The 24,479-nt window shown below is 44.6% G+C and carries 26 protein-coding genes; 22 read left to right on the forward strand and 4 right to left on the reverse strand.

Annotated features, from left to right (window positions below; genetic code table 11):
* The first annotated feature begins 3 nt into the window (after positions 1-3).
* Entirely contained in the window at positions 4-273 is a 270-nt protein-coding gene (locus tag LQZ07_RS09550) for a hypothetical protein (RefSeq protein WP_016401242.1), read from the forward strand.
* Here the strand turns inward: LQZ07_RS09550 and LQZ07_RS09555 are convergent.
* A complete protein-coding gene (locus LQZ07_RS09555; RefSeq protein ID WP_152779317.1) occupies positions 266-802 on the reverse strand; it encodes a hypothetical protein in 537 nt (178 codons plus the stop codon). The genes LQZ07_RS09550 and LQZ07_RS09555 overlap by 8 nt on opposite strands.
* 98 nt (positions 803-900) lie before the next feature.
* A complete protein-coding gene (suhB, locus tag LQZ07_RS09560; RefSeq protein ID WP_016401240.1) occupies positions 901-1,704 on the reverse strand; it encodes an inositol-1-monophosphatase in 804 nt (267 codons plus the stop codon).
* Positions 1,705-1,875: 171 nt separating this feature from the next.
* On the opposite strand from suhB, the gene trmJ reads away from it, so the two are divergent.
* From trmJ to LQZ07_RS09660, 20 genes are all read left to right on the forward strand, one after another.
* Positions 1,876-2,607 (forward strand): tRNA (cytosine(32)/uridine(32)-2'-O)-methyltransferase TrmJ, encoded by a 732-nt coding sequence (trmJ, locus tag LQZ07_RS09565; protein WP_016401239.1) that lies wholly within the window; start codon positions 1,876-1,878, stop codon positions 2,605-2,607.
* Positions 2,608-2,697: 90 nt separating this feature from the next.
* Complete coding sequence (gene iscR, locus LQZ07_RS09570; protein WP_152780720.1) at positions 2,698-3,171, forward strand: Fe-S cluster assembly transcriptional regulator IscR; 474 nt, start codon at positions 2,698-2,700, stop codon at positions 3,169-3,171.
* A gap of 35 nt (positions 3,172-3,206) precedes the next feature.
* On the forward strand, positions 3,207-4,421 hold the full coding sequence (locus LQZ07_RS09575) for an IscS subfamily cysteine desulfurase (RefSeq protein ID WP_016401237.1): 1,215 nt from the start codon (positions 3,207-3,209) through the stop codon (positions 4,419-4,421).
* 31 nt (positions 4,422-4,452) lie between these two features.
* A complete protein-coding gene (gene iscU / locus LQZ07_RS09580) occupies positions 4,453-4,836 on the forward strand; it encodes a Fe-S cluster assembly scaffold IscU (RefSeq protein WP_016401236.1) in 384 nt (127 codons plus the stop codon).
* Between the two features lie 18 nt (positions 4,837-4,854).
* Positions 4,855-5,178 carry an iron-sulfur cluster assembly protein IscA gene (iscA, locus tag LQZ07_RS09585; RefSeq protein WP_016401235.1) on the forward strand — a complete coding sequence of 108 codons (324 nt, stop codon included), beginning with the start codon at positions 4,855-4,857 and terminating at the stop codon, positions 5,176-5,178.
* Positions 5,179-5,190: 12 nt separating this feature from the next.
* Positions 5,191-5,709 carry a co-chaperone HscB gene (gene hscB / locus LQZ07_RS09590; RefSeq protein WP_016401234.1) on the forward strand — a complete coding sequence of 173 codons (519 nt, stop codon included), beginning with the start codon at positions 5,191-5,193 and terminating at the stop codon, positions 5,707-5,709.
* Positions 5,710-5,714: 5 nt separating this feature from the next.
* Positions 5,715-7,568, forward strand: a complete 1,854-nt coding sequence (hscA, locus tag LQZ07_RS09595; RefSeq protein ID WP_152779315.1) for a Fe-S protein assembly chaperone HscA — start codon at positions 5,715-5,717, stop codon at positions 7,566-7,568.
* 1 nt (position 7,569) lies between these two features.
* Complete coding sequence (gene fdx / locus LQZ07_RS09600) at positions 7,570-7,908, forward strand: ISC system 2Fe-2S type ferredoxin (protein WP_016401232.1); 339 nt, start codon at positions 7,570-7,572, stop codon at positions 7,906-7,908.
* A gap of 11 nt (positions 7,909-7,919) precedes the next feature.
* Positions 7,920-8,120, forward strand: coding sequence for a Fe-S cluster assembly protein IscX (gene iscX, locus LQZ07_RS09605; protein ID WP_016401231.1), 201 nt, complete (start codon positions 7,920-7,922; stop codon positions 8,118-8,120).
* A gap of 43 nt (positions 8,121-8,163) precedes the next feature.
* Positions 8,164-9,459 carry an aminopeptidase PepB gene (pepB, locus tag LQZ07_RS09610; protein ID WP_152779313.1) on the forward strand — a complete coding sequence of 432 codons (1,296 nt, stop codon included), beginning with the start codon at positions 8,164-8,166 and terminating at the stop codon, positions 9,457-9,459.
* 61 nt (positions 9,460-9,520) lie between these two features.
* Positions 9,521-9,946, forward strand: a complete 426-nt coding sequence (ndk, locus tag LQZ07_RS09615; protein ID WP_152779311.1) for a nucleoside-diphosphate kinase — start codon at positions 9,521-9,523, stop codon at positions 9,944-9,946.
* 157 nt (positions 9,947-10,103) lie between these two features.
* Entirely contained in the window at positions 10,104-11,222 is a 1,119-nt protein-coding gene (locus LQZ07_RS09620; protein ID WP_152779309.1) for a bifunctional tRNA (adenosine(37)-C2)-methyltransferase TrmG/ribosomal RNA large subunit methyltransferase RlmN, read from the forward strand.
* Positions 11,223-11,244: 22 nt separating this feature from the next.
* Positions 11,245-12,018 carry a type IV pilus biogenesis/stability protein PilW gene (gene pilW, locus LQZ07_RS09625; protein ID WP_016401227.1) on the forward strand — a complete coding sequence of 258 codons (774 nt, stop codon included), beginning with the start codon at positions 11,245-11,247 and terminating at the stop codon, positions 12,016-12,018.
* Positions 12,008-13,039 carry a RodZ domain-containing protein gene (locus LQZ07_RS09630; RefSeq protein ID WP_152779306.1) on the forward strand — a complete coding sequence of 344 codons (1,032 nt, stop codon included), beginning with the start codon at positions 12,008-12,010 and terminating at the stop codon, positions 13,037-13,039. Before pilW ends, LQZ07_RS09630 begins: the two co-directional genes overlap by 11 nt.
* Before the next feature lie 15 nt (positions 13,040-13,054).
* Positions 13,055-14,152, forward strand: a complete 1,098-nt coding sequence (gene ispG, locus LQZ07_RS09635) for a flavodoxin-dependent (E)-4-hydroxy-3-methylbut-2-enyl-diphosphate synthase (RefSeq protein WP_016401225.1) — start codon at positions 13,055-13,057, stop codon at positions 14,150-14,152.
* Positions 14,153-14,237: 85 nt separating this feature from the next.
* Positions 14,238-15,515: a histidine--tRNA ligase gene (gene hisS / locus LQZ07_RS09640; protein ID WP_221077465.1), complete on the forward strand. Its 1,278-nt coding sequence runs from the start codon at positions 14,238-14,240 to the stop codon at positions 15,513-15,515.
* A 13-nt stretch (positions 15,516-15,528) separates the two neighbouring features.
* Positions 15,529-16,164 carry a tetratricopeptide repeat protein gene (locus LQZ07_RS09645; protein ID WP_016401222.1) on the forward strand — a complete coding sequence of 212 codons (636 nt, stop codon included), beginning with the start codon at positions 15,529-15,531 and terminating at the stop codon, positions 16,162-16,164.
* Positions 16,157-17,347, forward strand: coding sequence for an outer membrane protein assembly factor BamB (gene bamB / locus LQZ07_RS09650; protein WP_152779304.1), 1,191 nt, complete (start codon positions 16,157-16,159; stop codon positions 17,345-17,347). Before LQZ07_RS09645 ends, bamB begins: the two co-directional genes overlap by 8 nt.
* A gap of 84 nt (positions 17,348-17,431) precedes the next feature.
* Complete coding sequence (gene der, locus LQZ07_RS09655; protein WP_152779302.1) at positions 17,432-18,901, forward strand: ribosome biogenesis GTPase Der; 1,470 nt, start codon at positions 17,432-17,434, stop codon at positions 18,899-18,901.
* 9 nt (positions 18,902-18,910) lie between these two features.
* Positions 18,911-19,144 (forward strand): zinc ribbon domain-containing protein, encoded by a 234-nt coding sequence (locus LQZ07_RS09660; RefSeq protein ID WP_016401219.1) that lies wholly within the window; start codon positions 18,911-18,913, stop codon positions 19,142-19,144.
* 48 nt (positions 19,145-19,192) lie between these two features.
* Here LQZ07_RS09660 and LQZ07_RS09665 read toward each other — a convergent pair whose 3' ends face one another.
* Both LQZ07_RS09665 and xseA read right to left on the reverse strand, forming a co-directional pair.
* The gene (locus LQZ07_RS09665; RefSeq protein WP_152779301.1) at positions 19,193-21,022 is read right to left on the reverse strand and encodes an alpha/beta fold hydrolase; all 1,830 of its coding nucleotides are present in this window, start codon (positions 21,020-21,022) and stop codon (positions 19,193-19,195) included.
* A gap of 484 nt (positions 21,023-21,506) precedes the next feature.
* Positions 21,507-22,841: an exodeoxyribonuclease VII large subunit gene (xseA, locus tag LQZ07_RS09670; RefSeq protein ID WP_227981085.1), complete on the reverse strand. Its 1,335-nt coding sequence runs from the start codon at positions 22,839-22,841 to the stop codon at positions 21,507-21,509.
* A gap of 131 nt (positions 22,842-22,972) precedes the next feature.
* Between xseA and guaB the strand changes: the two genes are divergently transcribed.
* Complete coding sequence (gene guaB, locus LQZ07_RS09675) at positions 22,973-24,433, forward strand: IMP dehydrogenase (protein ID WP_152779297.1); 1,461 nt, start codon at positions 22,973-22,975, stop codon at positions 24,431-24,433.
* Positions 24,434-24,479: the final 46 nt, after the last annotated feature.

Raw genomic sequence — 24,479 nt, forward strand, 5'->3', positions numbered from 1 at the left:
AAGATGACTGACCAAGTTAACCCAACTATTTACGCTTTTGATATTGCCGAAAATACCTATTACTTTTTTGACCAGCTTGAGGCCGAGCAGGCTTTTCAGCAAGCCGAAGCTAAAGGCGACTATCCAGAGTGGCGAGAGCCCACGCCAATGCTTGAGTTACTAAAAATAAAGGATGCGCTGTTAGGCGAGTTTGCCAAGCGCATCGCGTTTTTAGAGCTACAACTAGAGCGAGCTGAATTAGGTTCTGATAGCTTCGATTTAGGTGCTAATTAGTATCAAATTCCCAGCCTAGTTCTTGGCTAATTTTTGATACTTGAGGCGCTATAAGATCTATGTCACTTTGTGGCACAGATTGCAGTTGGGTAAACCATTGGTCACCGATTTCGAATGATTCCAACAGTTGTTGTTTCTGTTCAGCCGATAGCTCGGGGTTATCTAACAACTGTTGTTTCATGTTCTCGTAGACTTCAAGCTGTGGTTTATATTCTTCTAAATTAACGGCCAAGATAGCAAATATTACTTGCTCGGTAGTTGCTGCCCAGTGCTCTAAGTCTAAGTTGTATTTATCTAATACTTGTTTCACTTCGTTAGCATAAGCACTTTGATTGAGCTGAAGAACCATCTGTTCAGCTAACTCGCTAGGGTTTTCTACTTCTTCTAATGTGTTTTCTTCTTCGATTTTTTCAACAATTGGTTTAAGCATTTTGCTCGCTTCAAACCAGTTGTCTATTTGTTGTTGGCTTAAGTTAGCGGCGTTTGCATAAGCGCCTATCAGCAGAAGCAGTAGAGGTAGCAATCTCATAAATACATCCTAATATGGTGTCTATTTATAATATAGTGGTCTTAAAGACAAAAATAAAGCGGGCAGTGCCCGCTTTAAGTTGTTTCTGCCTAATTTTATTAAGCTTTAATTGCATCCGTTAAATGCGGACGAATTGTAGATAACATGTGTTTTAGTACTTTAGGGTTTGCACATACAACATTTCCACTTTGGTAGAAATCTGTGTTGCCGCTAAAGTCTGTAACAATGGCACCTGCTTCGCGAGCAATTAGTTCACCTGCTGCGATGTCCCAAGGCTTCAAGTTCAATTCAAAGAAACCGTCTAAACGACCAGCGGCTACATAGGCTAAATCTAAAGCGGCAGAACCAGCACGGCGCATGTCTCCACACTCAGCAAAGATTGCTCCGAACATTGCTAGATAGCTGTCCATGTAGTGTTTGCGTTTGAACGGGAAGCCGGTACCAATTAGTGTGCCTTCTAAATCTTTAGCTTTAGTAACACGTAAACGGTAACCGTTTAATTGCGCGCCTTTACCGCGTGAAGCAGCAAATAACTCATTACGAAGAGGGTCGTAAATCACACCATGCTCTGTTTTCCCTCGAACGCGTAATGCGATAGAGATAGAGAAGTGAGGAATACCTTTGATAAAATTGGTGGTTCCATCCAATGGGTCTATCACCCATTGATATTCATCATCCTTGCCAGCTGTTAAGCCACTTTCTTCACCAATAAAAGAGTGATCTGGGAAAGCGTTTTGAATGGTGTCGATAATGCTTTTCTCAGCGGCTTTATCAACATTAGTTACGTAGTCGTTAGCGCCTTTTGTTGTCGCTTCAACTTTATCTAACTGCTCGTAAGCTTGAGTTACGACCTTACCTGCGTTTCGCGCAGCGCGAATCGCAATGTTTAGCATAGCATGCATGAATTACCACCAATTTGTAGAAAGAACATAAAATAACCGCCGGATTATAGGGAAAACTAAAAACAAACACAATTGATTATAGGCACTCCATATAAACTTTTTCCAATCTAGCTGCTAAGGCTATGGCTATGTTACAATCCCGCGCAACAAATTTAGGGTGAAGTAAAAGTAATGTTGGAAAATGTTCGAGTGGTTTTAGTTGGCACTAGTCATAGTGGCAATATTGGCTCTGCAGCCAGAGCAATGAAAACCATGGGAATTAGCGATTTGTGCTTGGTAGCTCCAGAAGCTGAGATTGATGGTAAGTCAGTTGCGCTATCTGCTGGTGCGTCGGATGTGCTTGGTGGGACCACAATTGTCTCAGAGTTATCGGAAGCAGTTGCAGACTGTCAGCTAGTTATTGGCGCCAGTGCCCGTTCTCGAACTTTAGATTGGCCGATGGTTGATGGGCGCGAAGCCGGCGTTAAACTCGCGGCAGAGGCCCAGCAGGGTAAAGTAGCTATTGTGTTCGGTCGTGAGAGCAGTGGTTTAAACAACCCAGAGTTACAGCAATGCCATTATCACGTTTGTGTACCTGCTAACCCCGAATATAGTTCGCTAAACTTAGCAATGGCTGTTCAGCTATTATGCTACGAAGTGCGTATGGCATTTTTAGACCAGCAAAACACACACCCGGAAGCTGCTCCCGAAGATTATCCTCACGCCGACGATTTAGAGCGTTTTTATCAGCATTTTGAACAGTCTATTGCCGACTCAGGTTTTATCATCAAGCCACACCCGGGCAAAGTAATGGAAAAAGTACGACGAATGTTCAACCGTATTCGTATGGAAAAACAAGAGCTTAATGTAATGCGTGGCATTTTAACTTCTTTTGATAAGCATATTTCCAAACCTGAAAAATAAACCTGACTAATTTAGTAGGTTTTATACTTGACTAAATTACTAGGGTATGGAAAGATTGTGACCAAGTTCACGGGAAAATATAGGTTTGATATGCGCTTAACTTCTAAGGGACGCTACGCAGTTACAGCGATGTTAGATGTTGCTCTTCATATGGAAGAAGGGCCGGTCTCTTTAGCTGACATTTCTGAGCGACAAGGTATTTCGTTGTCTTATTTAGAGCAGCTGTTTTCAAAATTACGTAAACATGGCTTGGTAACTAGCGTGCGTGGCCCTGGCGGCGGATATCGCCTAGGTATGGACGCTGATGATATTGCAGTTGGAATGGTGATTCACGCTGTTGATGAGTCGATTGATGCAACACGTTGTCATGGTTCTGCAGACTGCCGAGGCGGCAAGCCTTGTCTTACTCATTCATTGTGGAATGACTTAAGTGAAAGAATCGCCGACTTCTTAGATAACATAAGCTTGGGTGGCTTAATGCGTGAGCGACAAATTGTTAATGTAGCGCATAATCAAGACCAACTTCAGCACGTTGATAACAACACGATACAAATTAGTTTATGACGCTCGCTTTCGCCGAGTAGTAACGGAGAACTTTAATGAAATTACCAATTTATCTTGATTATTCAGCAACCACTCCTGTTGACCCTCGGGTTGCTGAAAAGATGATGCAATACCTTAGCGTAGATGGTATTTACGGTAACCCTGCTTCACGTTCACACCGTTTTGGCTGGCAAGCAGAAGAAGCTGTAGATATTGCCCGCAACCAAATTGCTGACCTAGTAAATGCTGACCCACGTGAAATCGTATTTACCTCGGGTGCTACAGAATCAAATAACCTTGCTATTAAGGGTGCTGCTCACTTTTACAATAAAAAGGGTAAGCACATCATCACGTGTAAAACTGAGCACAAAGCTGTGCTAGATACTTGTCGCCAATTAGAGCGAGAAGGTTACGAAGTGACTTATTTAGACCCAGAAAGTAACGGTGTTATCAGCCTAGAGACCTTAACCGAAGCATTACGTGAAGATACGGTTCTTGTATCTATCATGCATGTGAACAACGAAATTGGCGTAATCCAAGACATTAAAGCGATTGGCGAGTTATGTCGCTCTCGTAAAATTTTGTTCCACGTTGATGCGGCACAAAGCGCAGGTAAAGTTGAGATCGATCTTCAAGAGCTTCCTGTAGATATGATGTCTTTCTCAGCACACAAGGTTTACGGGCCAAAAGGTATTGGTGCTTTGTACGTGCAACGTAAGCCACGTATTCGCCTAGAAGCGCAAGTACATGGCGGTGGCCATGAGCGTGGAATGCGTTCTGGTACTTTACCTACTCACCAAATTGTTGGAATGGGTGAAGCCTTTGCTATTGCGAAACAAGATATGGCAAAAGATAACGAGCACATTCGCGCTTTACGTGACCGCTTTTGGGCAGGCATTAAAGATATTGAAGAAACCTATGTAAACGGCGACTTTGAGCAACGTGTAGTGGCTAACTTAAATGTGAGCTTTGCGTATGTTGAAGGTGAGTCATTGATAATGGCGCTTAAAGATTTAGCCGTTTCATCAGGTTCCGCGTGTACGTCTGCAAGCTTAGAGCCGTCGTATGTTCTGCGCGCACTAGGCTTAGATGACGAACTCGCACACAGTTCTATTCGTTTCTCTTTTGGCCGTTTCACTACTGAAGAAGAAATCGATTACGCAGTTAAAGTGATTAACGAAGGTATTGGCCGACTCCGCGAAATGTCTCCACTTTGGGACATGTTTAAAGACGGCGTAGACCTCAGCCAGGTTGAGTGGGCACACCACTAAGTATTAAAAATAACGGATTTGGAGAGATATCATGGCTTATAGTGAAAAAGTAATTGATCATTACGAAAACCCGCGTAACGTTGGCGCTTTCGAAGATAAAGATGATAGCCACATTGGCACCGGTATGGTGGGAGCACCAGCTTGTGGTGATGTGATGAAGTTACAACTTAAAGTAAGCGACGAGGGCGTGATTGAAGACGCTCGTTTCAAAACTTACGGTTGTGGTTCAGCAATTGCGTCTAGCTCACTGGTTACCGAGTGGGTTAAAGGTAAGAGTTTAGACGAAGCTCAAGCGCTTAAAAATACCGATATTGCTGAAGAATTAGCCTTGCCGCCAGTGAAGATTCACTGCTCAATTTTGGCAGAAGATGCCATTAAAGCCGCCATTGCTGATTACAAAAAGAAAAACGCGTAGTAGATTTAAGGAGCCATCATGGCTGTATCACTAACTGAAGCTGCAGCAACACATGTAAGTCAATTTCTGAACAACCGAGGCGCGGGCACTGGCGTGCGCCTAGGGGTAAAAACCTCTGGCTGTTCGGGCATGGCTTATATTTTGGAGTTTGTAGACCAATTAGCTGAAGACGACAAAGTATTTGAAAGCCACGGTGTAAATGTCATCGTTGATGAGAAAAGCTTACTTTACATCGATGGCACTGAATTAGACTTTGTTAAAGAAGGTTTGAACGAAGGCTTTGTATTTAACAACCCTAACGTAAATGGCGAATGTGGTTGTGGAGAGAGCTTTAGCGTTTAAATGGAACACGCTATGAATCATTTTGAGTTATTCTCTCTACTTCCGTCTTATCAGCTAGATCTAAATGGTTTAGCTGATAGCTACAGAGAGCTGCAACAACAATACCATCCCGATAATTTTGCTGCTGAGTCTAGCGAGCGCCAGGCTCAAGTGATGCAAAAAGCTGCGCAAATCAACGACGCTTATCAAACGCTGAAAGACCCTCTTAGCCGAGCGCAATACTTATTAAGTTTGCAAGGTTTAGAGCTTGGAGGCGAACAGCAAACTATCAACGACGTTGCCTTCTTGATGAGTCAAATGGAGTTAAGGGAGCAATTGGCTGAAATAGAGCATGCAGCCGATCCTGAAGACGCTATTGATAACTTCTCAAGGTTATTGAAGCGGCAACGAAGCGACTTGAGCTCAAGCTTTGAAAAAGCCTACAATGAACAAAATTTTGAGCAAGCAGCAGACGATGTTCGCAAACTCAAATTCTATGCACGCCTGCAACAGCAGCTGCTTCAACTTGAAGAGAAAATTTTAGATTACTAATCTATATGGCATTACTACAAATAGCAGAGCCTGGGCAATCGGCTGTTCCTCACCAACATAAACTGGCTGTAGGTATCGATTTAGGTACCACTAACTCTTTGGTTGCAACTGTACGTAGCGGCAAAGCCGTTACTTTGGCCGATCATAGCGGTGATACCTTGCTTCCTTCGGTGGTTCGCTATCACAAAGATGGCGTAGAAGTTGGCAAGTTAGCAAAAGCACAAGCGGTTACTGATCCTCATAACACCATTACCTCGGTTAAACGTTTATTAGGCAAAGATAGCGCAGATATAGACCGTGAACTGTTTCCCTATAACTTTAGTGATGCTAAAACCCCGCATATTCAAACAGTAGCGGGCGATGTTAATCCTATTCAAGTTTCTGCTGAAATTTTAAAAAGTTTAGCAGCGAGAGCTGAAGAGTCATTACAAGGTGAACCCGATGGCGTGGTTATTACTGTGCCTGCATACTTTGATGACGCACAGCGCCAAGGCACCAAAGATGCTGCTCAGCTCGCCGGTTTACATGTACTGCGTTTACTTAATGAACCGACAGCTGCGGCTATTGCTTATGGATTAGATAGTGGTGACGAAGGCGTAATCGCGATTTATGATTTAGGTGGTGGTACCTTTGATATCTCCATCCTGCGTTTATCTAAAGGTGTATTTCAAGTACTAGCCACGGGTGGAGATTCTGCTCTAGGTGGTGATGACTTTGATGATGCTTTAGTTGAGTGGATAGCCGAACAAGCGCAAGTCAGTGGAGTGCGTTCTGCCCAGTTACAGCGCGAATTATCACGCATAGCCAATCAAGTTAAAGTAGCCTTGACTGATCAAGACAGTGCCAATATCAATTTGGATATTGACGGTATTAATTGGCAGGGCAGCATTAGCCGCGAGTTATTCGATAGCCTCATTGAAAGCTTGGTTAAGCGCACTATTCGCGCTTGTCGCCGCGCTTTACGTGACGCTGAAGTAGAGCTAGAAGATGTTAACAATGTAGTTATGGTTGGCGGTTCTACTAGAGTGCCAAAAGTGCGTAGCGACGTCGCGAACTTTTTTGACAAGCAGCCTTTAACTAACATTGATCCTGACCAAGTTGTTGCGATTGGTGCAGCCATTCAAGCTGACACTTTGGTGGGGAACAAAAAAGATGGCGAGCTGTTATTGCTTGATGTTACGCCTCTTTCTCTAGGTATTGAGACAATGGGAGGCTTGGTCGAAAAAGTTATTCCACGCAATACCACTATTCCGGTTGCTCGAGCCCAAGAATTTACGACGTTTAAAGACGGCCAAACAGCAATGGCGATTCGTGCGGTACAAGGTGAACGCGAACTAGTAGATGATTGCCGCTCTTTGGCTAAATTTGCGCTAAAAGGTATTCCTCCTTTAGCAGCTGGTGCCGCTCATATTCGAGTTACCTTCCAAGTGGATGCCGATGGTTTGTTATCAGTTACAGCGATGGAAAAATCAACTGGGGTGCAATCGTCTGTTGAGGTCAAACCTTCTTATGGCTTAGCCGATGAAGAAGTGGCAAGAATGCTTAAAGACTCCATCACCAATGCTAAACATGATGTCACTATGCGCATGTTGCGTGAGCAACAAGTTGAAGCCGCTCGATTCATTGAAGATATGAGTGCTGCATTAGTCGAAAGTGGCGAACGTTTGCTGCAAGATGAAGAGCGTCTTGGCATTGAACAAGCCATGCAGCAATTACAAGCTATTGCCGAAGGTGACTCTGTTTCAGAGATAGAGCAAGCCATTAAATATTTAGACAGTATCAGTCAAGATTTTGCCGCAAGGCGAATGGATGATTCCATTAAACAAGCCCTAAGGGGCCAGCAAGTAGATAGGATTTAAGATGCCTAAAGTGATTTTCTTGCCTAATGAGGACTTATGTCCTGAAGGCTCAGTAGTAGAAGCAAAACAAGGTGAGAGCGTATTGGATGTTGCCTTGCGCGAAGGTATCGACATTGAGCACGCTTGTGAAAAATCTTGTGCTTGTACTACCTGTCACGTAATTGTTCGCGAAGGCTTTGATTCGCTTGAAGAAAGCGATGAGCTAGAAGACGATATGCTAGACAAAGCCTGGGGTTTGGAACCCGAGTCTCGTTTAGGTTGCCAAGCAATGGTAAGCGATGAAGACTTAGTGGTAGAAATTCCTAAATACACTATTAATATGGTGTCTGAACAACATTAAGGAATAGGCTGATGGGGTTGCGTTGGATAGATGTTGAGCAAATAGCAATAGAACTGGCCGAGCAATTTCCAGAGCAAGATCCTAAGCAAGTTCGGTTTACCGACTTACACCAATGGGTTTGTCAGTTAGATGATTTTGACGATGACCCACAGCACAGCAACGAGCGCATTTTGGAAGCAATTATTTTAGCCTGGATGGATGAACTAGACTAAGTTCCAAGGGCTCGTTGTCGATTACTCAAATGAGGAAGTATTGATGACCGCCGTTATGGATCTAGTTTTATGCGCCAAACCTGCCGCTGCTCAATGGGGCCAAAATGCCTTAGTTAGCTTTGAAGCTAACCAAGTTAATATTCATATCAATTCTGAAGGCGTAGCCCGCCTTCAAGATATTCAAAAAGCCGGCCGAAAATTAGATGCGCAAGGCCTAAAGCACCTTTCTTTTATTGGCGATAGCTGGGATTTAGAAGCATGCTGGGCTTTCTATCAAGGTTATTACAACGCTAAACAAGATAACCAATTAGATGTAGTGGTACTAAGTGATGCTGACCAGCAGCGTTTTGACGCTCTTAAGTCTGCTGCTGATTGGACACGTAAAACGATTAATCTTGGTCCGGCCGCTATTTACCCCCAAACTTTATGTGAATCTGCAGCGAGCTTCTTAAGTGGTTTATCTCCGGAACATGTTTCTTATGAGATTATCTCTGGAGAAGATTTACTGGAACAAGGCTGGGTAGGGACTTATCAGGTGGGCAAGGGGAGCAGCCAAGCACCAGCGATGTTGCAGTTAGATTTTAATCCTAGTGGAAACCCAGACGAGCCAGTGGCCGTAGCCCTAGTAGGTAAAGGTATTACCTTTGACTCAGGCGGTTATAGCCTTAAGCCTTCCGACGGCATGTCAATCATGAAAAGCGACATGGGGGGCGCTGCCACGGTTACTGGAGGTTTAGGTTTAGCAATTGCTAACGGCTTAAACAAACGTGTGAAACTGTATTTGTGTTGCGCCGAGAACATGGTTTCGGGAGAAGCTTACAAGCTGGGCGACGTCATTACTTACAAAAATGGTGTTACGGTAGAAGTGCTTAACACTGATGCAGAAGGTCGCTTGGTATTAGCTGATGGTTTAATTGCCGCTAGTGAGCAGAAGCCTCAAGTTATTATCGATGCAGCTACCTTAACGGGTGCAGCTAAAATGGCTTTAGGTCGCGACTACAATGCAGTGTTTGGCTTTGATGATGAGTTGGTTCACCAAGCCTTACAAGCTGCTAAACAGGAGCAGGAAAAAGCTTGGCCTCTGCCCTTAGAACCTTTCCACAAAGGGCAAATTGGCTCTAGCTTTGCTGATATTGCCAATGTTTCTTCAGGCGAGGGCATGGCCGGCGCATCTACTGCTGCAGCTTTCTTAGCTCACTTTGTTGATAACGCAGAAAAAAACTGGCTGCATTTCGATATGTCTGGCTCTTATCAAAAATCTGGTAATGCACTTTGGGCAACTGGGGCAAAGGGGCATGGTATTCGCACCATTTCACGGTTGTTAACTGAGTTGAGCTAACTTATCATTCACTTACAATATCAAAGAGTGATATTCACCAAATTTTAGATGGAGCTAGTTAATGGCCTTAGAACGTACTTTTTCTATACTTAAACCCGATGTGGTAGCGAAAGACGCAATTGGTGCAATTTATGCGCGTATGGAGTCTGCCGGTTTACGTATTGTTGCAGCCAAAATGGTGCATTTGTCGCAAGAACAAGCTGCAGGCTTTTATGCAGAACATGAGGGTAAACCGTTTTACCCACCGTTGATTGAGTTTATGACATCTGGACCAATCATGGTGCAAGTGCTTGAAGCTGAGGATGCGGTGCAGCGTTACCGTGAACTATTGGGTGCGACTAATCCGGCAGAAGCCGCTGCTGGTACCTTACGTCATGACTTTGGCTCAGGCATGCCACCAAATGGCACCCACGGCTCAGATTCACCAGAGTCAGCGTCGAGAGAAATCGCCTATTTCTTTGAAGACAATGAGATTTGTCCTAGATAAGTCAAACGGGGCAAAAGCTTCTTTGGCAAATGCAGCTTAATAGTTAAAAACTTATTAGCTGCCAATTGGCGCCGAGTACAGAGATTAACTGGCTTTCTGCTGTTATTATTTGTACAATTCGGCGCTTTTTTTATTTGGTCGATCGTGGAGTTAAGCGATGAGTGAAACAAAAACAAATTTACTTGATTTTAATCGAGCTGGTTTACGTCAGTTTTTTGCCGAGATAGGCGAAAAACCATTTCGTGCCGATCAGGTAATGAAGTGGATTTATCACTTTGGCGTAGATGACTTCGACCAAATGAACAATATCAATAAAGCCTTACGCGAAAAGCTTAAGCGTTTGGCTGAAGTGCGCGCACCAGAAATTAGCACTGAGCAACGCAGTGCAGATGGCACTATTAAATGGGCGATGTTAGTGGCTGGCCAAGAGATCGAAACCGTTTATATTCCTGAGGGTGACCGCGCGACATTATGTGTATCTTCACAAGTTGGCTGCGCGCTGGAATGTACCTTCTGCTCAACTGGCCAACAGGGTTTCAACCGTAACCTAAAAGTGTCTGACATCATTGGTCAAGTTTGGCGAGCAGCTCAAGTGATTGGCCACAAAGGCATCGAAGGAAAGCGTCCAATTACTAACGTAGTAATGATGGGCATGGGTGAACCGTTGCTAAACCTAAACAACCTTATCCCAGCCCTAGAGTTAATGCTAGACGATAACGGCTATGGCCTGAGCAAGCGTCGGGTAACGGTAAGTACCTCTGGTGTGGTGCCTGCTTTAGATAAATTAGGTGATAAGCTTGATGTTGCACTGGCTATTTCGCTGCACGCACCTAACGATAAGCTGCGTAGTGAAATTATGCCGATCAACGATAAATACAACATCGAAGCATTTTTGGCTGGTGTAAAACGTTATATCGACAAATCAAACGCTAATAGAGGCAAGGTAACCGTTGAGTATGTATTACTCAATGGCGTTAATGACTCTATGGAGCAAGCGCATGAATTAGCCGAAGTTTTACGCGATACCCCATGTAAAATTAACTTAATTCCATTTAACCCATACCCTGGTTCGCCGTTTACCAAACCGAGTAATAGCCGCGTTGACCGTTTTAGTAAGGTCTTGATGGAATATGGCTCAACTGTAGTGGTTCGTAAAACCCGTGGCGATGACATTGATGCGGCTTGTGGACAGCTAGCAGGTGACGTTGTCGACAGAACCAAAAGAACCATGAAAAAACGGATGCAACAGCAAGAAATTTCAGTCACAATTCAATAACTAACCTTATCGAAGGACGGATATGAAACGCTGGTTGTACTTGTTTTTGGTGGTATTTTTGGTTTCTGGTTGTGTAACCGAAACCCGTGTAAATGGCCAAGAAGTAAACAATAAAGATAAACAGCTTAATAAAGACGCTGCCGCTAAAACCCGAATTAGCTTAGCGCTACGTTATTTAGAAGCTGGCGATGCAGAACAAGCAAAACGTAATTTGGAGCTAGCGCAAGAGTTAGCGCCTAATCTAGTTGATGTTTACATCGCCCAAGCCCACTTCTACCAAAGTGTTCGTCAGCCTGAGCGAGCCCTAGATGCCTATAAACGTGCTAAGTCTATAGCGCCACGCAATGGCGATGTACTTAATAACTACGGCGTGATGCTGTGTAAGCAGAAAGAATATGACCAAGCCGAAGAGTTATTTAAGCAAGCTTTGGCTAATCCAGAGTACGTTCAAGTAGCGGGAACCAATGAGAACGCGGGTTTATGTGCTTTAACTGCGGGCGACTTGGATAAAGCCTTAGATTACTTTACCAGCGCCTTAGCCTATAACATTCGCCGCCCTGCTTCTTTGCTTGGAGCCACCGAGGTTTACCTACAAAAAAATAAACCCGAGCAAGCCCGATTATATCTGCAACGGTATGATAGTATGGCTGAAACTACGGCGGAAAGCGCCTTCGCTTGGGTTCGCTTAGAAAGTGCAGCCGACAACTTTGCTGAAGAAGCACGTTGGGGCTTAACCTTACAACAGCAGTTCCCTAAATCTGAACAAACTAAACGATACATCGCTAATGACTACTAAAGCCGAATCAGAGCAAACAGAGCTAAGTGAAGACATTGAAGTGGTTAGCCCTGGGCAAATGCTGCAAGAAGCACGTGTTGCCGCCAAGCTAAGTCAAGCTCAAGTTGCTGAACGTTTGAAACTGCGTTTGCAAGTAATCAAAGATATAGAAGGCGATAGCTTCGATAGTGGTTTATCGAGTACTTTTATCAAAGGTTACTTACGAGCTTATGCGCGTTTATTAAATCTTTCTGAAGACCTAGTGCTTTCTAGCTACACCCATTTGCACGATGCCCATGAACAACGCACAGAGATGCAGAGTTTTTCTGGGCGGATAAAGCAAGAGACTCATGACAGTCGCTTGATGAAGTTTACCTACTTAGTGGGCCTTGGCATTGTTGTTTTGCTGGTGATTTGGTGGTGGCAAGAGAAGAGCCAACAAGTAGATTTTAGTCAGGCTAGCACCGCTAGTTCAGAAAGCCGAATTCTAGAGCATACCAGCGAGCCTGAAGTTGATGTAATTCCAGAACCTAGTGCTGAAAATGTTCAAGCGCTATACACTGTTGAAGCTCCTGAGGTGCCATCGGCACAATCAGTAGAGCCTGTTTCAGAGCCTGTTGTAGAAGCTAATAATGAGATTGATGCTGAACCAAAAGTTGAGTCCCAAGAGTCGCTAGAGCCAGTCGCTGAGCCCGTTACTGAATCAGTGTCAAATGAACCTGCTTCGCAAGCATCAGAGTCCACTGTAATAAACAGCCCAGATCCTGAGCCAGAAGTAGAAGTGAACCAAGCGGCAGCTTTAACTGCCTTAAACATGAGTTTTGAAAATGAGTGTTGGGTAGAGATTAGAGATGCCACTGGCAAACGCTTGGTGGCAGACATTAAACAGCCCGGCCAATCACTCTCAGTAACTGGTCCTTCTCCCTATAGTATCGTGCTTGGCACTAACGCAGGCGTGAGTGTAAGTTACGGACAAGAATCAATCGACTTATCGTCATTTACACGCGGTAAAGTTGTGCGAATGCAAATACCAAACAATTAAGATCTTTCGATTATTATGAATCAACCAACTCCAATTAAACGCCGTAAGTCAACACAAATTATGGTGGGTAATGTGCCAGTGGGCGGAGACGCGCCCATCACTGTGCAGTCTATGACCAATACACGTACTACTGATGTAGCTGCAACGGTTGAGCAAATAAACCGAATTGCTGCAGTGGGTGGCGATATTGTCCGCGTTTCTGTGCCAACCATGGATGCTGCCGAAGCCTTCAAACAAATTAAGCAGCAGGTATCAATTCCTGTAGTGGCTGATATTCATTTCGATTACCGCATTGCCTTAAAAGTGGCGGAGTATGGCGCAGATTGTTTACGTATTAACCCAGGTAATATTGGTAACGAGCAACGCATTCGCTCGGTAGTGGATGCTGCACGTGAGCGCAATATTCCCATTCGTATTGGTGTGAATGGCGGTTCCTTAGAAAAAGATTTGCAGGAGAAGTACGGCGAACCCACGCCAGAAGCGTTAGTTGAGTCTGCGATGCGTCATGTGGATATACTCGATCGCTTGAACTTCGACCAGTTTAAAGTGAGTGTGAAAGCCTCTGATGTTTTCCTTGCTGTAGGCGCTTATCAAGGATTGGCCAGCCGAATTGACCAACCTTTACATCTTGGTATTACAGAGGCCGGTGGTTTACGCAGCGGCTCGGTTAAATCGGCAGTTGGCTTAGGTATGTTGTTATCACAAGGTATCGGCGATACCTTGCGGGTCTCTTTAGCAGCCGATCCCGTTGAAGAAATCAAAGTAGGTTTTGATATTCTTAAGTCTCTGCGTATTCGCTCTCGCGGTATTAATTTTATTGCTTGCCCAAGCTGTTCTCGCCAAGAGTTTGATGTTATTTCAACGGTTAACGCTCTCGAGCAGCGTTTAGAAGACATTGTAGAGCCGATGGATGTATCCATTATCGGCTGTGTGGTAAATGGCCCAGGTGAAGCGCTTATCTCTGATTTAGGCATTACCGGTGGCAATAAAAAAAGCGGCTTTTATCAAGATGGTGTGCGCCAAAAAGAGCGCTTCGATAATGACGACTTAGTAGATGCTTTAGAAGCGAAAATCCGCTCGCGTATCGCGATTAAAGACATTACCGAAAGCTAATCTGCATTTAAATTTACCTCTTTGCTTAAAGGCCCTATAATCGAGGGCCTTTAATAATTATTGACCTGTTTTATTCGAGATTAATGTGGCTAAACAAATACAAGCAATACGTGGCATGAATGATTGCCTACCAAGTGATACACCCGCTTGGCAGAAGGTAGAATCAGTAATTCGAGAGGTGGTGGCAGCCTACGGTTACAACGAAATAAGAATGCCGATTGTAGAAAGCACTGATTTGTTTAAGCGCTCTATCGGTGAAGTAACCGATATCGTAGAAAAAGAAATGTATACCTTTGAAGATCGCAATGGTGATAGCTTAACCTTGCGACCTGAAGGCACAGCCTGTTGTGTACGTGCAGGCAACCAAGCAGGTTTGTTGTACAACCAAGAGCAGCGTTTGTGGTACATGGGGCCAATGTTCCGCCATGAACGCCCGCAAAAAGGTCGTTATCGCCAGTTTCATCAAGTAGGCGTTGAGTCTTTTGGTATTGCCAGCGCCGATATCGATGCTGAAGTAATTATTTTGTCTGCGCGCTTTTGGAAAGCCTTTGGCCTAGAGAATCACGTTACTTTGCAGCTTAACAGCTTAGGTTCGAATGAAGCTCGCGCTAACTACCGCGATGCTTTAATTGCTTACTTAGAGCAGCATAAAGAAGCCCTAGACGAAGACGCAAAACGTCGCATGTACAATAACCCTTTGCGTGTTCTCGACAGTAAAAATCCTGAGGTGCAAGCGGTGTTAGTCGACGCACCTAGCCTTAGTGAATACCTAGACCAAGAAAGTAAAGATCACTTCGAACAACTATGTGCGCTGCTAGATAACGCTGGTATAGCTTATGAGCTAAACCCGCGTTTGGTTCGAGGTCTTGATTACTATAACCGCACTGTGTTTGAGTGGGTAACATCAAGCTTAGGTTCACAAGGTACTGTGTGTGCTGGCGGCCGTTACGATGGTTTGGTAGAGCAATTGGGTGGCAAAGCAACGCCTGCTGTCGGTTTTGCCATGGGCATGGAACGTTTAGTTCTATTGCTGGAAACTCTCGAGTTACTGGGTGATTTGCCATCAAGTGCCGATGTTTATGTGATCAATGCTGGAGAAGGAACACTTGGCGCAGCATTTTCGTTAGCCGAACAATTGCGAGATGCGTTACCCTCTGTTCGGGTTATGAGCCACTGTGGTGGTGGAAACTTTAAGAAACAATTTAAGCGAGCTGATAAGTCAGGCGCTAAAGTGGCATTGATCATCGGTGAAGATGAGTTAGCCAACCAGCAGGTTACTGTAAAGTACCTACGCGAAGATATTCAACAGCAGTGCATCGCTCAATCAGAGTTAGTTGCTTTGCTTAATACCGTATTAGTTTAGTTAAGGAGACGCTGTGGACATTTATTCCACTGAGGAACAGCAAGTTCAAGCCATCAAAGACTGGTGGAAGAAAAACGGAACATCAGTTATTGGCGGTTCGGTACTAGGTTTAGCTGCTGTATTTGGCTGGCGCTATTTTGGCGAATACCAAATTGAGCAAAAAGAAGCGGCTTCAGATGCTTTTCAACAAGTGGTTAGTCAACTAGCCACAAATAATGAAGAGTTAACTCCTTTAGCAAATTTTGTAGCAGCTAACCAAGGTGACAAAAACTATTCAGTGTTTGCATCATTGTTGTTAGCAAAAGAACTAGTGGTTAAAGAAGATTATGCTCAGGCGCAAACTCAGCTTAACCTAGCGCTTGAAGGTGCACCCGAAGAGCTTAAAGGCATGATCTATACTCGACTCGCTCGTGTACAAGCTCAATTAGCCGAGTTTGATAATGCCTTAGCCAGCCTAGATAAAGTTACTGAGCCTGCTTTAGTGGCAACCGTTGAACTGATTAAAGGTGATATCTACTTACAACAGGGTGAGCAAGCATTAGCTCGTCAAGCCTATCAAGCGGCTGTTGCTGCTGGTGCAGCAGAGCAAGATCCTAGTGTAAACCTAAAACTTAATGATTTAACTGAAGTTGAGGCTGCTAATGGTTAAAGCTTGGCGTGCTGCTAGCTTAGCTTGTTTGCTCGTTGGCTTGTCGGCGTGTTCTTTGTTTAACTCTGAAGAAGATGTTGTGCAAATGGCCCCGGTGCCTGAGTTTGAAAACCAGTTTACAGTAGGCAAACAGTGGGAAACCCGCGTAGGTAAAGGAGTTGATGATTACTTCTCGGCGCTGTCGCCAGTTGTCGCTTACGATTCAGTGTTTGCCGCTGCCCGCTATGGTCAAGTGCGTGCCTTTGATTTAGAAGGTAAACGCTTATGGGGCCAAGATTTATCTCGAGTTGAAAGTAACAATCGCTTCTCGGGTAATACCCCTAATGCGCGTGTTTCTGGTGGCTTAACTGCTGCGTATCGCCGCATATATTTAGGCACCGAAAACGCCGACGTATTTGCGTTAAATGCAGAAACCGGTGAAATAGTTTGGCAGGCAGAAGTGGCTGGTGAAGTGCTAGCGGCTCCTGCTGTAGAAGACAGTTTGGTGGTAGTTATCACCAGTAACGGCCATTTAGTTGCACTAGATGCTCACTCTGGTGAGCAAAAGTGGGATATTAAAATTGACCAGCCAGCACTGTCGTTGCGCAGCAAAGCGCCACCTATTATTTCTAACGGCGCGATAATTTTAGGTCGTAGTGACGGTAAGATTGGCCTGTATCTTTTAGAAAGTGGTCAATTGCTGTTTGAAACAAAGTTAGCCCAGCCCAAAGGGTCTACTGAGATTGACCGAATTGTAGATGTGGATAGTAAGCCGGCCTTGATTGGCTCTCAGCTCTATGCGGTTGCTTACAACGGAAACCTTATTTCGGTTAATTTACGCAGTGGTGAAGAAGACTGGAAGCGCAGTTATTCTGCCTACCAAAATATAGCTTCTTCGGGTTTAAACCTATTTGTTACTGACGTTAGCGACAATGTTTATAGCATTGAGCGCAACAACGGCATAGAGAAATGGACCCAAGGTGCTTTGTCTTACCGTATCGTTACTGCCCCCGCAGTAGACGGAAATAAGGTATTAGTGGGTGACAGTGAGGGCTATTTATATTGGCTTGATCGTGAAACCGGCGAGTTTGCTAGCAAAATGTTAGTAGATAAAAGCGGCTTATATGTTGCGCCTGTGGTAACCTCCGACAAAATTATCCTTCAAACACGAAGTGGTAAGTTAATTGCGCTAGATCGCAGTTAAGTTGTTATAATTGTGTACAAAAGGCTCATGGTGAATTAACCATGAGCCTTTGTCATGTCATGTATTCTAGAAAATGAGGCCCTTATGCTTCCTGTTGTCGCCTTAGTGGGACGCCCAAATGTTGGCAAATCTACTTTATTTAACCGCCTTACACGCAGCAGGGATGCCTTAGTCGCTGATTTCCCAGGACTGACTCGTGACCGTAAATATGGTCAAGCCAAAGTCGCGGAGCAAGAATTTATTGTTATTGATACCGGCGGTATTGATGGCGATGAAGAAGGCATTGACGCAATGATGGCGCAGCAATCTTTGCAAGCTATTGAAGAAGCCGATGCGGTGTTGTTCTTGGTGGATGCGCGTGCTGGAATGACCATTGCTGATGAGGCGATTGCCCATCATTTGCGTAAACAAGAAAAGAAAGTTTTCTTGGTGGCCAATAAAACTGACGGCATTGATGCTGATACAGCCTGTGGCGAGTTTTATGCCTTGGCGATAGGTGAAGTTCATCAAATTGCTGCTGCCCATGGCCGCGGCGTAAACATGTTATTAGAAGAAGCTCTGCGTCCCTTTGTTACTGAGCAAGCAGAGAATCAAGCGGAAGAGCCGGAGTTAGAGCAAGCTGATACGCAAGAAATGACCGAGTCAGAACTAGATGAGTTAGCTCAGAAGTTTGCCGACCTTCCAATTAAACTGGCCATTGTTGGCCGCCCCAACGTGGGTAAATCTACGCTGACTAACCGGATTCTGGGTGAGGACCGAGTAGTGGTGTATGACATGCCAGGTACCACCCGAGACAGTATTTACATCCCGATGCAGCGAGAAGATCAAGATTACATCTTAATTGATACAGCAGGGGTACGTAAGCGCGGTAAGGTGACAGAAACAGTAGAAAAGTTCTCGGTTATTAAAACCCTTAAAGCAATTGAAGACGCTAATGTGGTGATGCTGGTAATCGACGCAAAAGATGGCATTTCAGATCAAGATTTAAGTTTGCTTGGTTTTGTGTTGAATGCCGGTCGCGCCTTAGTGCTTGCCGTTAATAAATGGGATGGTTTAGACAACGAACATAAAGAGCGGATTAAAACTGAACTGGATAGACGTTTGGGCTTTATCGACTTTGCGCGCGTTCACTTTATTTCAGCGCTACATGGTACTGGCGTTGGCCACCTTTATGAATCGGTTCAGGAGGCTTACGCAAGCGCCACTAAGCGCGTTTCTACCTCTATGTTGACCAAGGTTATGCAGATGGCTCAAGACGACCATCAGCCGCCGTTAGTGCGCGGTCGTAGGGTTAAATTACGTTATGCCCACGCTGGCGGTTATAATCCACCTCGCATCGTTGTACATGGAAATCAGGTTAATTCTTTACCAGACTCTTATAAGCGCTATTTAATGAATTATTACCGCAAAGCGTTAGAGATTATGGGTACGCCAATTCGCGTAGAGTTTAAAGAAGGTGAGAATCCATTCTCAGATAAGAAGTCAAAACTTACCATGGCTCAAGAACGCCGTCGGAAAAAAATGCAAAATGTAAGTAAGTACAAAAAATCGTAGAGGAATACTATGACTATTGAAGTTGCTTGCCCAGAGTGTGATGGACAGTTACAACACGAACATGACCACTGGTTGTGTGGCGCCTGCCACCATAAGTTCTCGCAGCGTGTGCATTGCGATAAATGCGATGCCGAGCTTGAAAAGCTAAAGGCCTGCGGTGCAGTAGATTATTTTTGTAATAGCTGCAACGAGTTAAAATCTAAGCGAGCTGTTATTCGGCGTTTCGAGCGCTTAGACAGTTAATTAAAAAGGCGGCCATTGGTCGCCTTTTTTGAGAGTAGAGCTAGCAATTTAGTTACTTGCAACACTTTTTAGTATTTCAGGCCATTGTCGGTAAATCATGTAATGACCTTGTTCAGGAACGACAGTGAGCTTAGCGTTGGCTGCGCGCTCGATAAAACGCTCGGCAAGCACTAATGGAATATGCCTGTCTTGCTCGCCATGGAATAGCCGCGTAGCAACTTTAACATCTTCAATGTTAAAGCCCCAAGGTGACATTACTTGACGAACCTCGTCAGAAAAAGCATTGCCGCCTTGAATCTTTGATTCTTTTAAATAGCGGCCAAACTTTTCCCTAAATTGCGGGCTATCAAACAGCTCAACATCGGCACCTTCTAGATCGCGGGCTAATACTTTAAATAATTTGTTAGGGTCTTTGTGCAAGCCCTTATCAAGAATATTAGTAAACAGGCGATGCATACTAGGGAAGTCACGAGCCAGCTTCATGTGCATGCGATATAGCTTGGCAGTGGCCTCGTAATCACTGTCGTAAGTGAGGGCATCACCTGAACTCACAATCGTCATGTTGCTGATCCGCTCAGGAATGGTGGCTGCGCAGCAGGCTGCGTAAACGCCTCCTGTGGCATAGCCAAGTAACTGAACCTGCTCTAGCTTTAAATGGTCGAGCAGCGCTGCTAAGTCTTTTGACCAATTTACAAAACCGTAGTTTTCGCAGTAGTCAGAACCACCAAATCCGGGGCGGTCGATGCTGATTAAGCGCAAACCTAGGTGTTTTGCTAAATCAACATCATCAAAAAAGTTTTCTAAGCGACTACCTAAAATACTGTGGCAATAAACCACCGGTTTGCCCTTTGGGCTACCGTATTCTTGGTAACACAGCTTACGTTGGTCGGGCAAAGTAAAGTAGCGTGCGTTAAGGTCGTGGGCTTCGGTAAAGTCAAAGTGGCGGCTACTTTGCGATAGCATTCCCCAAGGCCCAGTTAGCACCAAACTCGCTAATTCGCTCTGGCTACTCACGTTGGTTTTCTTGAATACCGATTTAAGCTGGGTACGCACGGTGTTGTAACTCACAAAAATTTTGTCAGCAATGTCAGGTGGAGACATACCTTGCGCAATATAATTAACGATGCGCGCTTCTTTTGGGGTTAAGTTGTAACCGTCGGCAAAAGCGGCTAAATCAAGCTCTACATCGGGACGAGAAGGGGAGATAAACACCACCACACTGGCATTTCGCTCTAAACTTGGGTTTTGCAGATGGTTTACCGGGCTAAGAATTACCATGGTTTGCACATCTGTTTCTTGACCAATTTGGATCGGTAAGCCCCGGCTGCTGGATTCGTTAGGCCCCAGTGAAGACAGCTCTTCTACGTATTGATTGAGCAAATCTGTTGATTCACTTTGCTGGGTCACTAAGTTTTTATTGCGTTGGTATAACCCTTGGCCAAGCTGCAGGGTTTCTTCTGCTAGCTCGTTGGTGAGCAAAATTTCACTTTTAGCATTCACCAAAATTACCCCAACCGGAATGTGGTCGAGCAAAGAGTTAAGCGAATGGTTTTTTTCTTCAAGCTGGTAAATACGCTTTGCGATATTTAATGCTTGGTTAAAGTGTTCAAGTAAAATCTGGTTCCGTTCGGAGTATTGGTTTTTAGCCATCGATAGTTGCGGAGATACCGCATCGAGCATTTGGCTTAATTGTGCCGAAGAGGAGTCTGAGTGGCCATGATCTTCTGTGCTTTGAAGTTCTGGCATCATGTATAGGTGCTCAAGCAAGTCGGGCCAATATTCAGGTTCTGCCGCCGCACGGTAAATCATACCGATTAACTGTTCCCTGTTATCGACACTGGTTAGCTCTCGCTCCTTGGTGCTATCCAATGAATTCATAGTATTGCTGCTAATTTACTTTTTATATTGATATCTAGTTAGTTACCCGAATGTTCGCTTTACCTCTTTGTGGGTTTAGTCGACATTCTAGCTAAACTGCGAACCAACTAGGTATTCGGTTTAGTCCAGTCAATCTTATGTCAGAATTAACTAAAATCCCATCAATTTTGATGACTAACTCACTAGATGTGACCTTGGCGTTTAAAACGCTAGGGGCTGTTAGTCTTTCGTGGTTGAATTTTGTTCGCGAAAAAAATCGTTTTAGGCGCGGTAAGGCGTGTGTAGCCTAGCACTCTAAGTGAATACGCCTTGACAAAGCATAAAACGATTTTAGCTGAACCCTTCGGGCAGCGTTTGTGGCTTATTTCTAATGCGTCATCAGCTTCTCATGTAGGCTCGCTACACTGTAAAGCTTCTGCCTTGCATAAATAAGCCACAAACTGCTGCAAAAAAAACAGCTCGAAAGATAAACAGCACCTAGAGCTTATTCAATAATTGTTGCGTTATGGTTTCCATCGGCAAACTTGATATTGACTTGGTCACCAACGCTTAAGTCTGCAGCAGATTTAACGATTTTCTGTTGCTGAGTCACCAAGCTAAAACCTCGTTCCAAAACGCGCAGTGGGCTCAAATTGTCCATTTGTCGACAAACATTTACTAAGGCATCTTGCTGGTGTTGAAGGTTCTTATCACTGGCTAGGTTTAGCCGCTGCTTAAGCTGGACCAACAGTTGCTGATGACGGCTTAGCTTTTGTTCTAATAGTGAGTGTTTTAAACGTGAGTGCGCTTCTAGATGGCGCTGCTTGCTGCGGTTTAAGCTTTGTTGATGAGCAAAGCTTAAACGGTGGCTAAGCTCGTCAAAGCGTTGCTGTTGCTGTTCCAATAAATGGACAGGGGATTGGGTTTCTACTTGGTGATGAAGCTGCTTGAGGCGGATCTGTTGCCGACTAAGCATATGTAAGTAGCTTTGCTCTAACTGTTGGCTTAGTTTGTTTAACCTTAACGCAAGGTGGCTAGCTTGCTGGCTAACAATTTCTGCTGCAGCTGATGGGGTTGCTGTGCGAATGTCGGCAACTAAATCACAAATGCTGTCGTCTACTTCATGGCCTACCGCAGATATAATCGGAATGTTTGAATTAAATATACAGCGGGCGAGGGCTTCGTCATTAAAGGCGGACAAATCTTCTTTAGAGCCTCCACCACGGCCAACAATAAGTAGATCTACTTCTTCACGTTGATTTGCAAGCTCAATCATATTGCTAAGTTGGCTTGCAGCAGCATCTCCCTGAACTGCTGCAGGATAAACGATCACTTTAATAGCGGGTGCGCGGCGTTGAAGCACCGATAATATGTCTTGCAAAGCCGCCCCAGAGGCGGAGCTTACTACACCAATGGTGCTAGGGTATTCGGGCAGGGATTGCTTGTCAGCTTGGCCAAATAAGCCTTCGCTGGCCAACTTCATTTTTAGTTGCTCAAATGCTTGCTGCTGTGCGCCGTCTCCAGCTGGGTGAATGGCTTCTGCAATAAGCTGATAATCACCGCGTGGTTCATACATGGTGATTTTGGCTTTCACTAATACTTGCATGCCGTTTTCTGGTGTGAAGATAGCCTTGCGATTAGCGCCCTTAAACATGGCACAGCGTACTTGGGCACCATCGTCCTTTAAACTGAAGTACCAGTGCCCCGAAAATGGCGTAGCAAAATTAGATATTTCACCTGCTAACCAAACTGTGCCTAGAGAGTTCTCTAGCAATCGCCTAACTTGCTGGTTTAATTGACTTACGCTGAGGATATTTTGGGCGATTTGATTGCTTTGCATTAGCCAACTCGAAGCTAAATTGAAAATAATGTAAGAAAATAACATTTTTCAATTTACCTTGGCCAGCTTTATACCTATAATCCGACCGCAATATTTTATCCCTTTATTAACTGATTTAGGCGAATGTTGCTATGTTGATAATTTCCAAAGAAGCCTTAACCTTCGATGATGTACTACTACTTCCTGCTCACTCAGAAGTACTTCCTAATACTGCCAATTTGGCGACACGTCTAACCAAAGATATCCCGCTTAGTATTCCAATGGTGTCTGCTGCCATGGATACGGTAACCGAAGCTAATTTTGCTATTGCACTAGCGCAAGAGGGCGGTGTTGGTTTTATTCACAAAAACATGAGCATTGAGCAGCAAGCAGCTGAAGTGCGTAAAGTGAAGAAGTTTGAAGCCGGTATCGTTCTAGAGCCAATTACTGTAACGCCTGAGTTAACCTTGGGCCAAATTGCAGAATTGCGTCAAATCCACGGTTTTGCTGGCTTCCCTGTTGTGACTGAAGCGAATGACCTAGTGGGTATCGTAACTGGCCGTGATTTACGTTTTGAAACTGATTTTTCTAAAACTGTTTCTCAAGTAATGACACCTAAAGAGCGTTTGGTTACAACTACCGATACATCGCGTGACGTAGTTGAAAAACTGATGCACGAACACCGCATTGAGAAAATGCTAGTGGTAGATGACGCATTCAAACTGACCGGTTTGATTACCGTAAAAGATTTCAAAAAAGCGGAACGTAAACCTAATGCTTGTAAAGATAGCTTTGGTCGCTTGCGTGTTGGCGCTGCTGTAGGTGCTGGTGCCGGTAACGAAGAGCGTATTGATGCTTTAGTTGAAGCTGGCGTAGATGTATTGTTGATTGACTCGTCTCACGGTCATTCTCAAGGCGTTCTTGATCGCATTAAAGCCACCCACGAAAAATACCCAGACCTACCAATTGTTGGTGGCAATGTGGCAACTGGCGCAGGCGCTTTAGCCCTAGCTGACGCAGGTGTAAGTGCGGTAAAAGTAGGTATTGGCCCTGGTTCAATTTGTACTACGCGTATTGTAACGGGTGTGGGTGTACCGCAAATTACCGCAGTAGCTGATGCTGTTGAAGCGTTGAAAGGCCGTGATATTCCGGTTATTGCAGACGGTGGTATTCGCTTCTCTGGCGATATTGCAAAAGCCTTAGTTGCTGGCGCTTCTTGTGTAATGGTTGGTAGCATGTTTGCTGGTACCGAAGAAGCACCAGGTGAAATTGAACTTTACCAAGGCCGTTCGTTTAAGTCTTACCGTGGTATGGGCTCGCTTGGCGCAATGTCTCAAGGTTCGTCAGATCGTTACTTCCAAACAGACAATGCAGCCGACAAATTAGTTCCTGAAGGTATTGAAGGCCGCGTAGCTTATAAAGGCCCGGTAAAAGCGATTATTCACCAGCAAATGGGCGGTTTACGTTCGTGCATGGGCTTAACCGGTTGCGCTACAATTAACGAGCTAAATACCAAAGCAGAGTTTGTGCGGGTAACTAGCGCAGGTATGGGTGAAAGTCACGTACATGACGTAACCATTACCAAAGAAGCCCCTAACTACCGTATGGGCTAAGCCTAATAAGTTTGTTTTTCTTCTCTAAGCGCCGAAAGGCGCTTAG

It is taken from the genome of Agarivorans sp. B2Z047 (assembly GCF_023373605.1).
GTDB lineage: Bacteria > Pseudomonadota > Gammaproteobacteria > Enterobacterales > Celerinatantimonadaceae > Agarivorans > Agarivorans albus.

What these genes read in the sequence shown, in the direction of transcription:
- LQZ07_RS09575 (WP_016401237.1), top strand. Translation starts at nt 3,207, where the DNA reads ATGAAATTACCAATTTATCTTGATTATTCAGCAACCACTCCTGTTGAC.
- ispG (WP_016401225.1), top strand. Translation starts at nt 13,055, where the DNA reads ATGAATCAACCAACTCCAATTAAACGCCGTAAGTCAACACAAATTATG.
- trmJ (WP_016401239.1), top strand. Translation starts at nt 1,876, where the DNA reads ATGTTGGAAAATGTTCGAGTGGTTTTAGTTGGCACTAGTCATAGTGGC.
- pilW (WP_016401227.1), top strand. Translation starts at nt 11,245, where the DNA reads ATGAAACGCTGGTTGTACTTGTTTTTGGTGGTATTTTTGGTTTCTGGT.
- iscX (WP_016401231.1), top strand. Translation starts at nt 7,920, where the DNA reads ATGGGGTTGCGTTGGATAGATGTTGAGCAAATAGCAATAGAACTGGCC.
- fdx (WP_016401232.1), top strand. Translation starts at nt 7,570, where the DNA reads ATGCCTAAAGTGATTTTCTTGCCTAATGAGGACTTATGTCCTGAAGGC.
- der (WP_152779302.1), top strand. Translation starts at nt 17,432, where the DNA reads ATGCTTCCTGTTGTCGCCTTAGTGGGACGCCCAAATGTTGGCAAATCT.
- bamB (WP_152779304.1), top strand. Translation starts at nt 16,157, where the DNA reads ATGGTTAAAGCTTGGCGTGCTGCTAGCTTAGCTTGTTTGCTCGTTGGC.
- iscR (WP_152780720.1), top strand. Translation starts at nt 2,698, where the DNA reads ATGCGCTTAACTTCTAAGGGACGCTACGCAGTTACAGCGATGTTAGAT.
- LQZ07_RS09665 (WP_152779301.1), bottom strand. Translation starts at nt 21,022, where the DNA reads ATGAATTCATTGGATAGCACCAAGGAGCGAGAGCTAACCAGTGTCGAT.
- hscA (WP_152779315.1), top strand. Translation starts at nt 5,715, where the DNA reads ATGGCATTACTACAAATAGCAGAGCCTGGGCAATCGGCTGTTCCTCAC.
- LQZ07_RS09620 (WP_152779309.1), top strand. Translation starts at nt 10,104, where the DNA reads ATGAGTGAAACAAAAACAAATTTACTTGATTTTAATCGAGCTGGTTTA.
- suhB (WP_016401240.1), bottom strand. Translation starts at nt 1,704, where the DNA reads ATGCATGCTATGCTAAACATTGCGATTCGCGCTGCGCGAAACGCAGGT.
- guaB (WP_152779297.1), top strand. Translation starts at nt 22,973, where the DNA reads ATGTTGATAATTTCCAAAGAAGCCTTAACCTTCGATGATGTACTACTA.
- hscB (WP_016401234.1), top strand. Translation starts at nt 5,191, where the DNA reads ATGAATCATTTTGAGTTATTCTCTCTACTTCCGTCTTATCAGCTAGAT.
- iscA (WP_016401235.1), top strand. Translation starts at nt 4,855, where the DNA reads ATGGCTGTATCACTAACTGAAGCTGCAGCAACACATGTAAGTCAATTT.
- ndk (WP_152779311.1), top strand. Translation starts at nt 9,521, where the DNA reads ATGGCCTTAGAACGTACTTTTTCTATACTTAAACCCGATGTGGTAGCG.
- pepB (WP_152779313.1), top strand. Translation starts at nt 8,164, where the DNA reads ATGACCGCCGTTATGGATCTAGTTTTATGCGCCAAACCTGCCGCTGCT.
- LQZ07_RS09550 (WP_016401242.1), top strand. Translation starts at nt 4, where the DNA reads ATGACTGACCAAGTTAACCCAACTATTTACGCTTTTGATATTGCCGAA.
- LQZ07_RS09660 (WP_016401219.1), top strand. Translation starts at nt 18,911, where the DNA reads ATGACTATTGAAGTTGCTTGCCCAGAGTGTGATGGACAGTTACAACAC.
- iscU (WP_016401236.1), top strand. Translation starts at nt 4,453, where the DNA reads ATGGCTTATAGTGAAAAAGTAATTGATCATTACGAAAACCCGCGTAAC.
- xseA (WP_227981085.1), bottom strand. Translation starts at nt 22,841, where the DNA reads ATGCAAAGCAATCAAATCGCCCAAAATATCCTCAGCGTAAGTCAATTA.
- LQZ07_RS09630 (WP_152779306.1), top strand. Translation starts at nt 12,008, where the DNA reads ATGACTACTAAAGCCGAATCAGAGCAAACAGAGCTAAGTGAAGACATT.
- LQZ07_RS09555 (WP_152779317.1), bottom strand. Translation starts at nt 802, where the DNA reads ATGAGATTGCTACCTCTACTGCTTCTGCTGATAGGCGCTTATGCAAAC.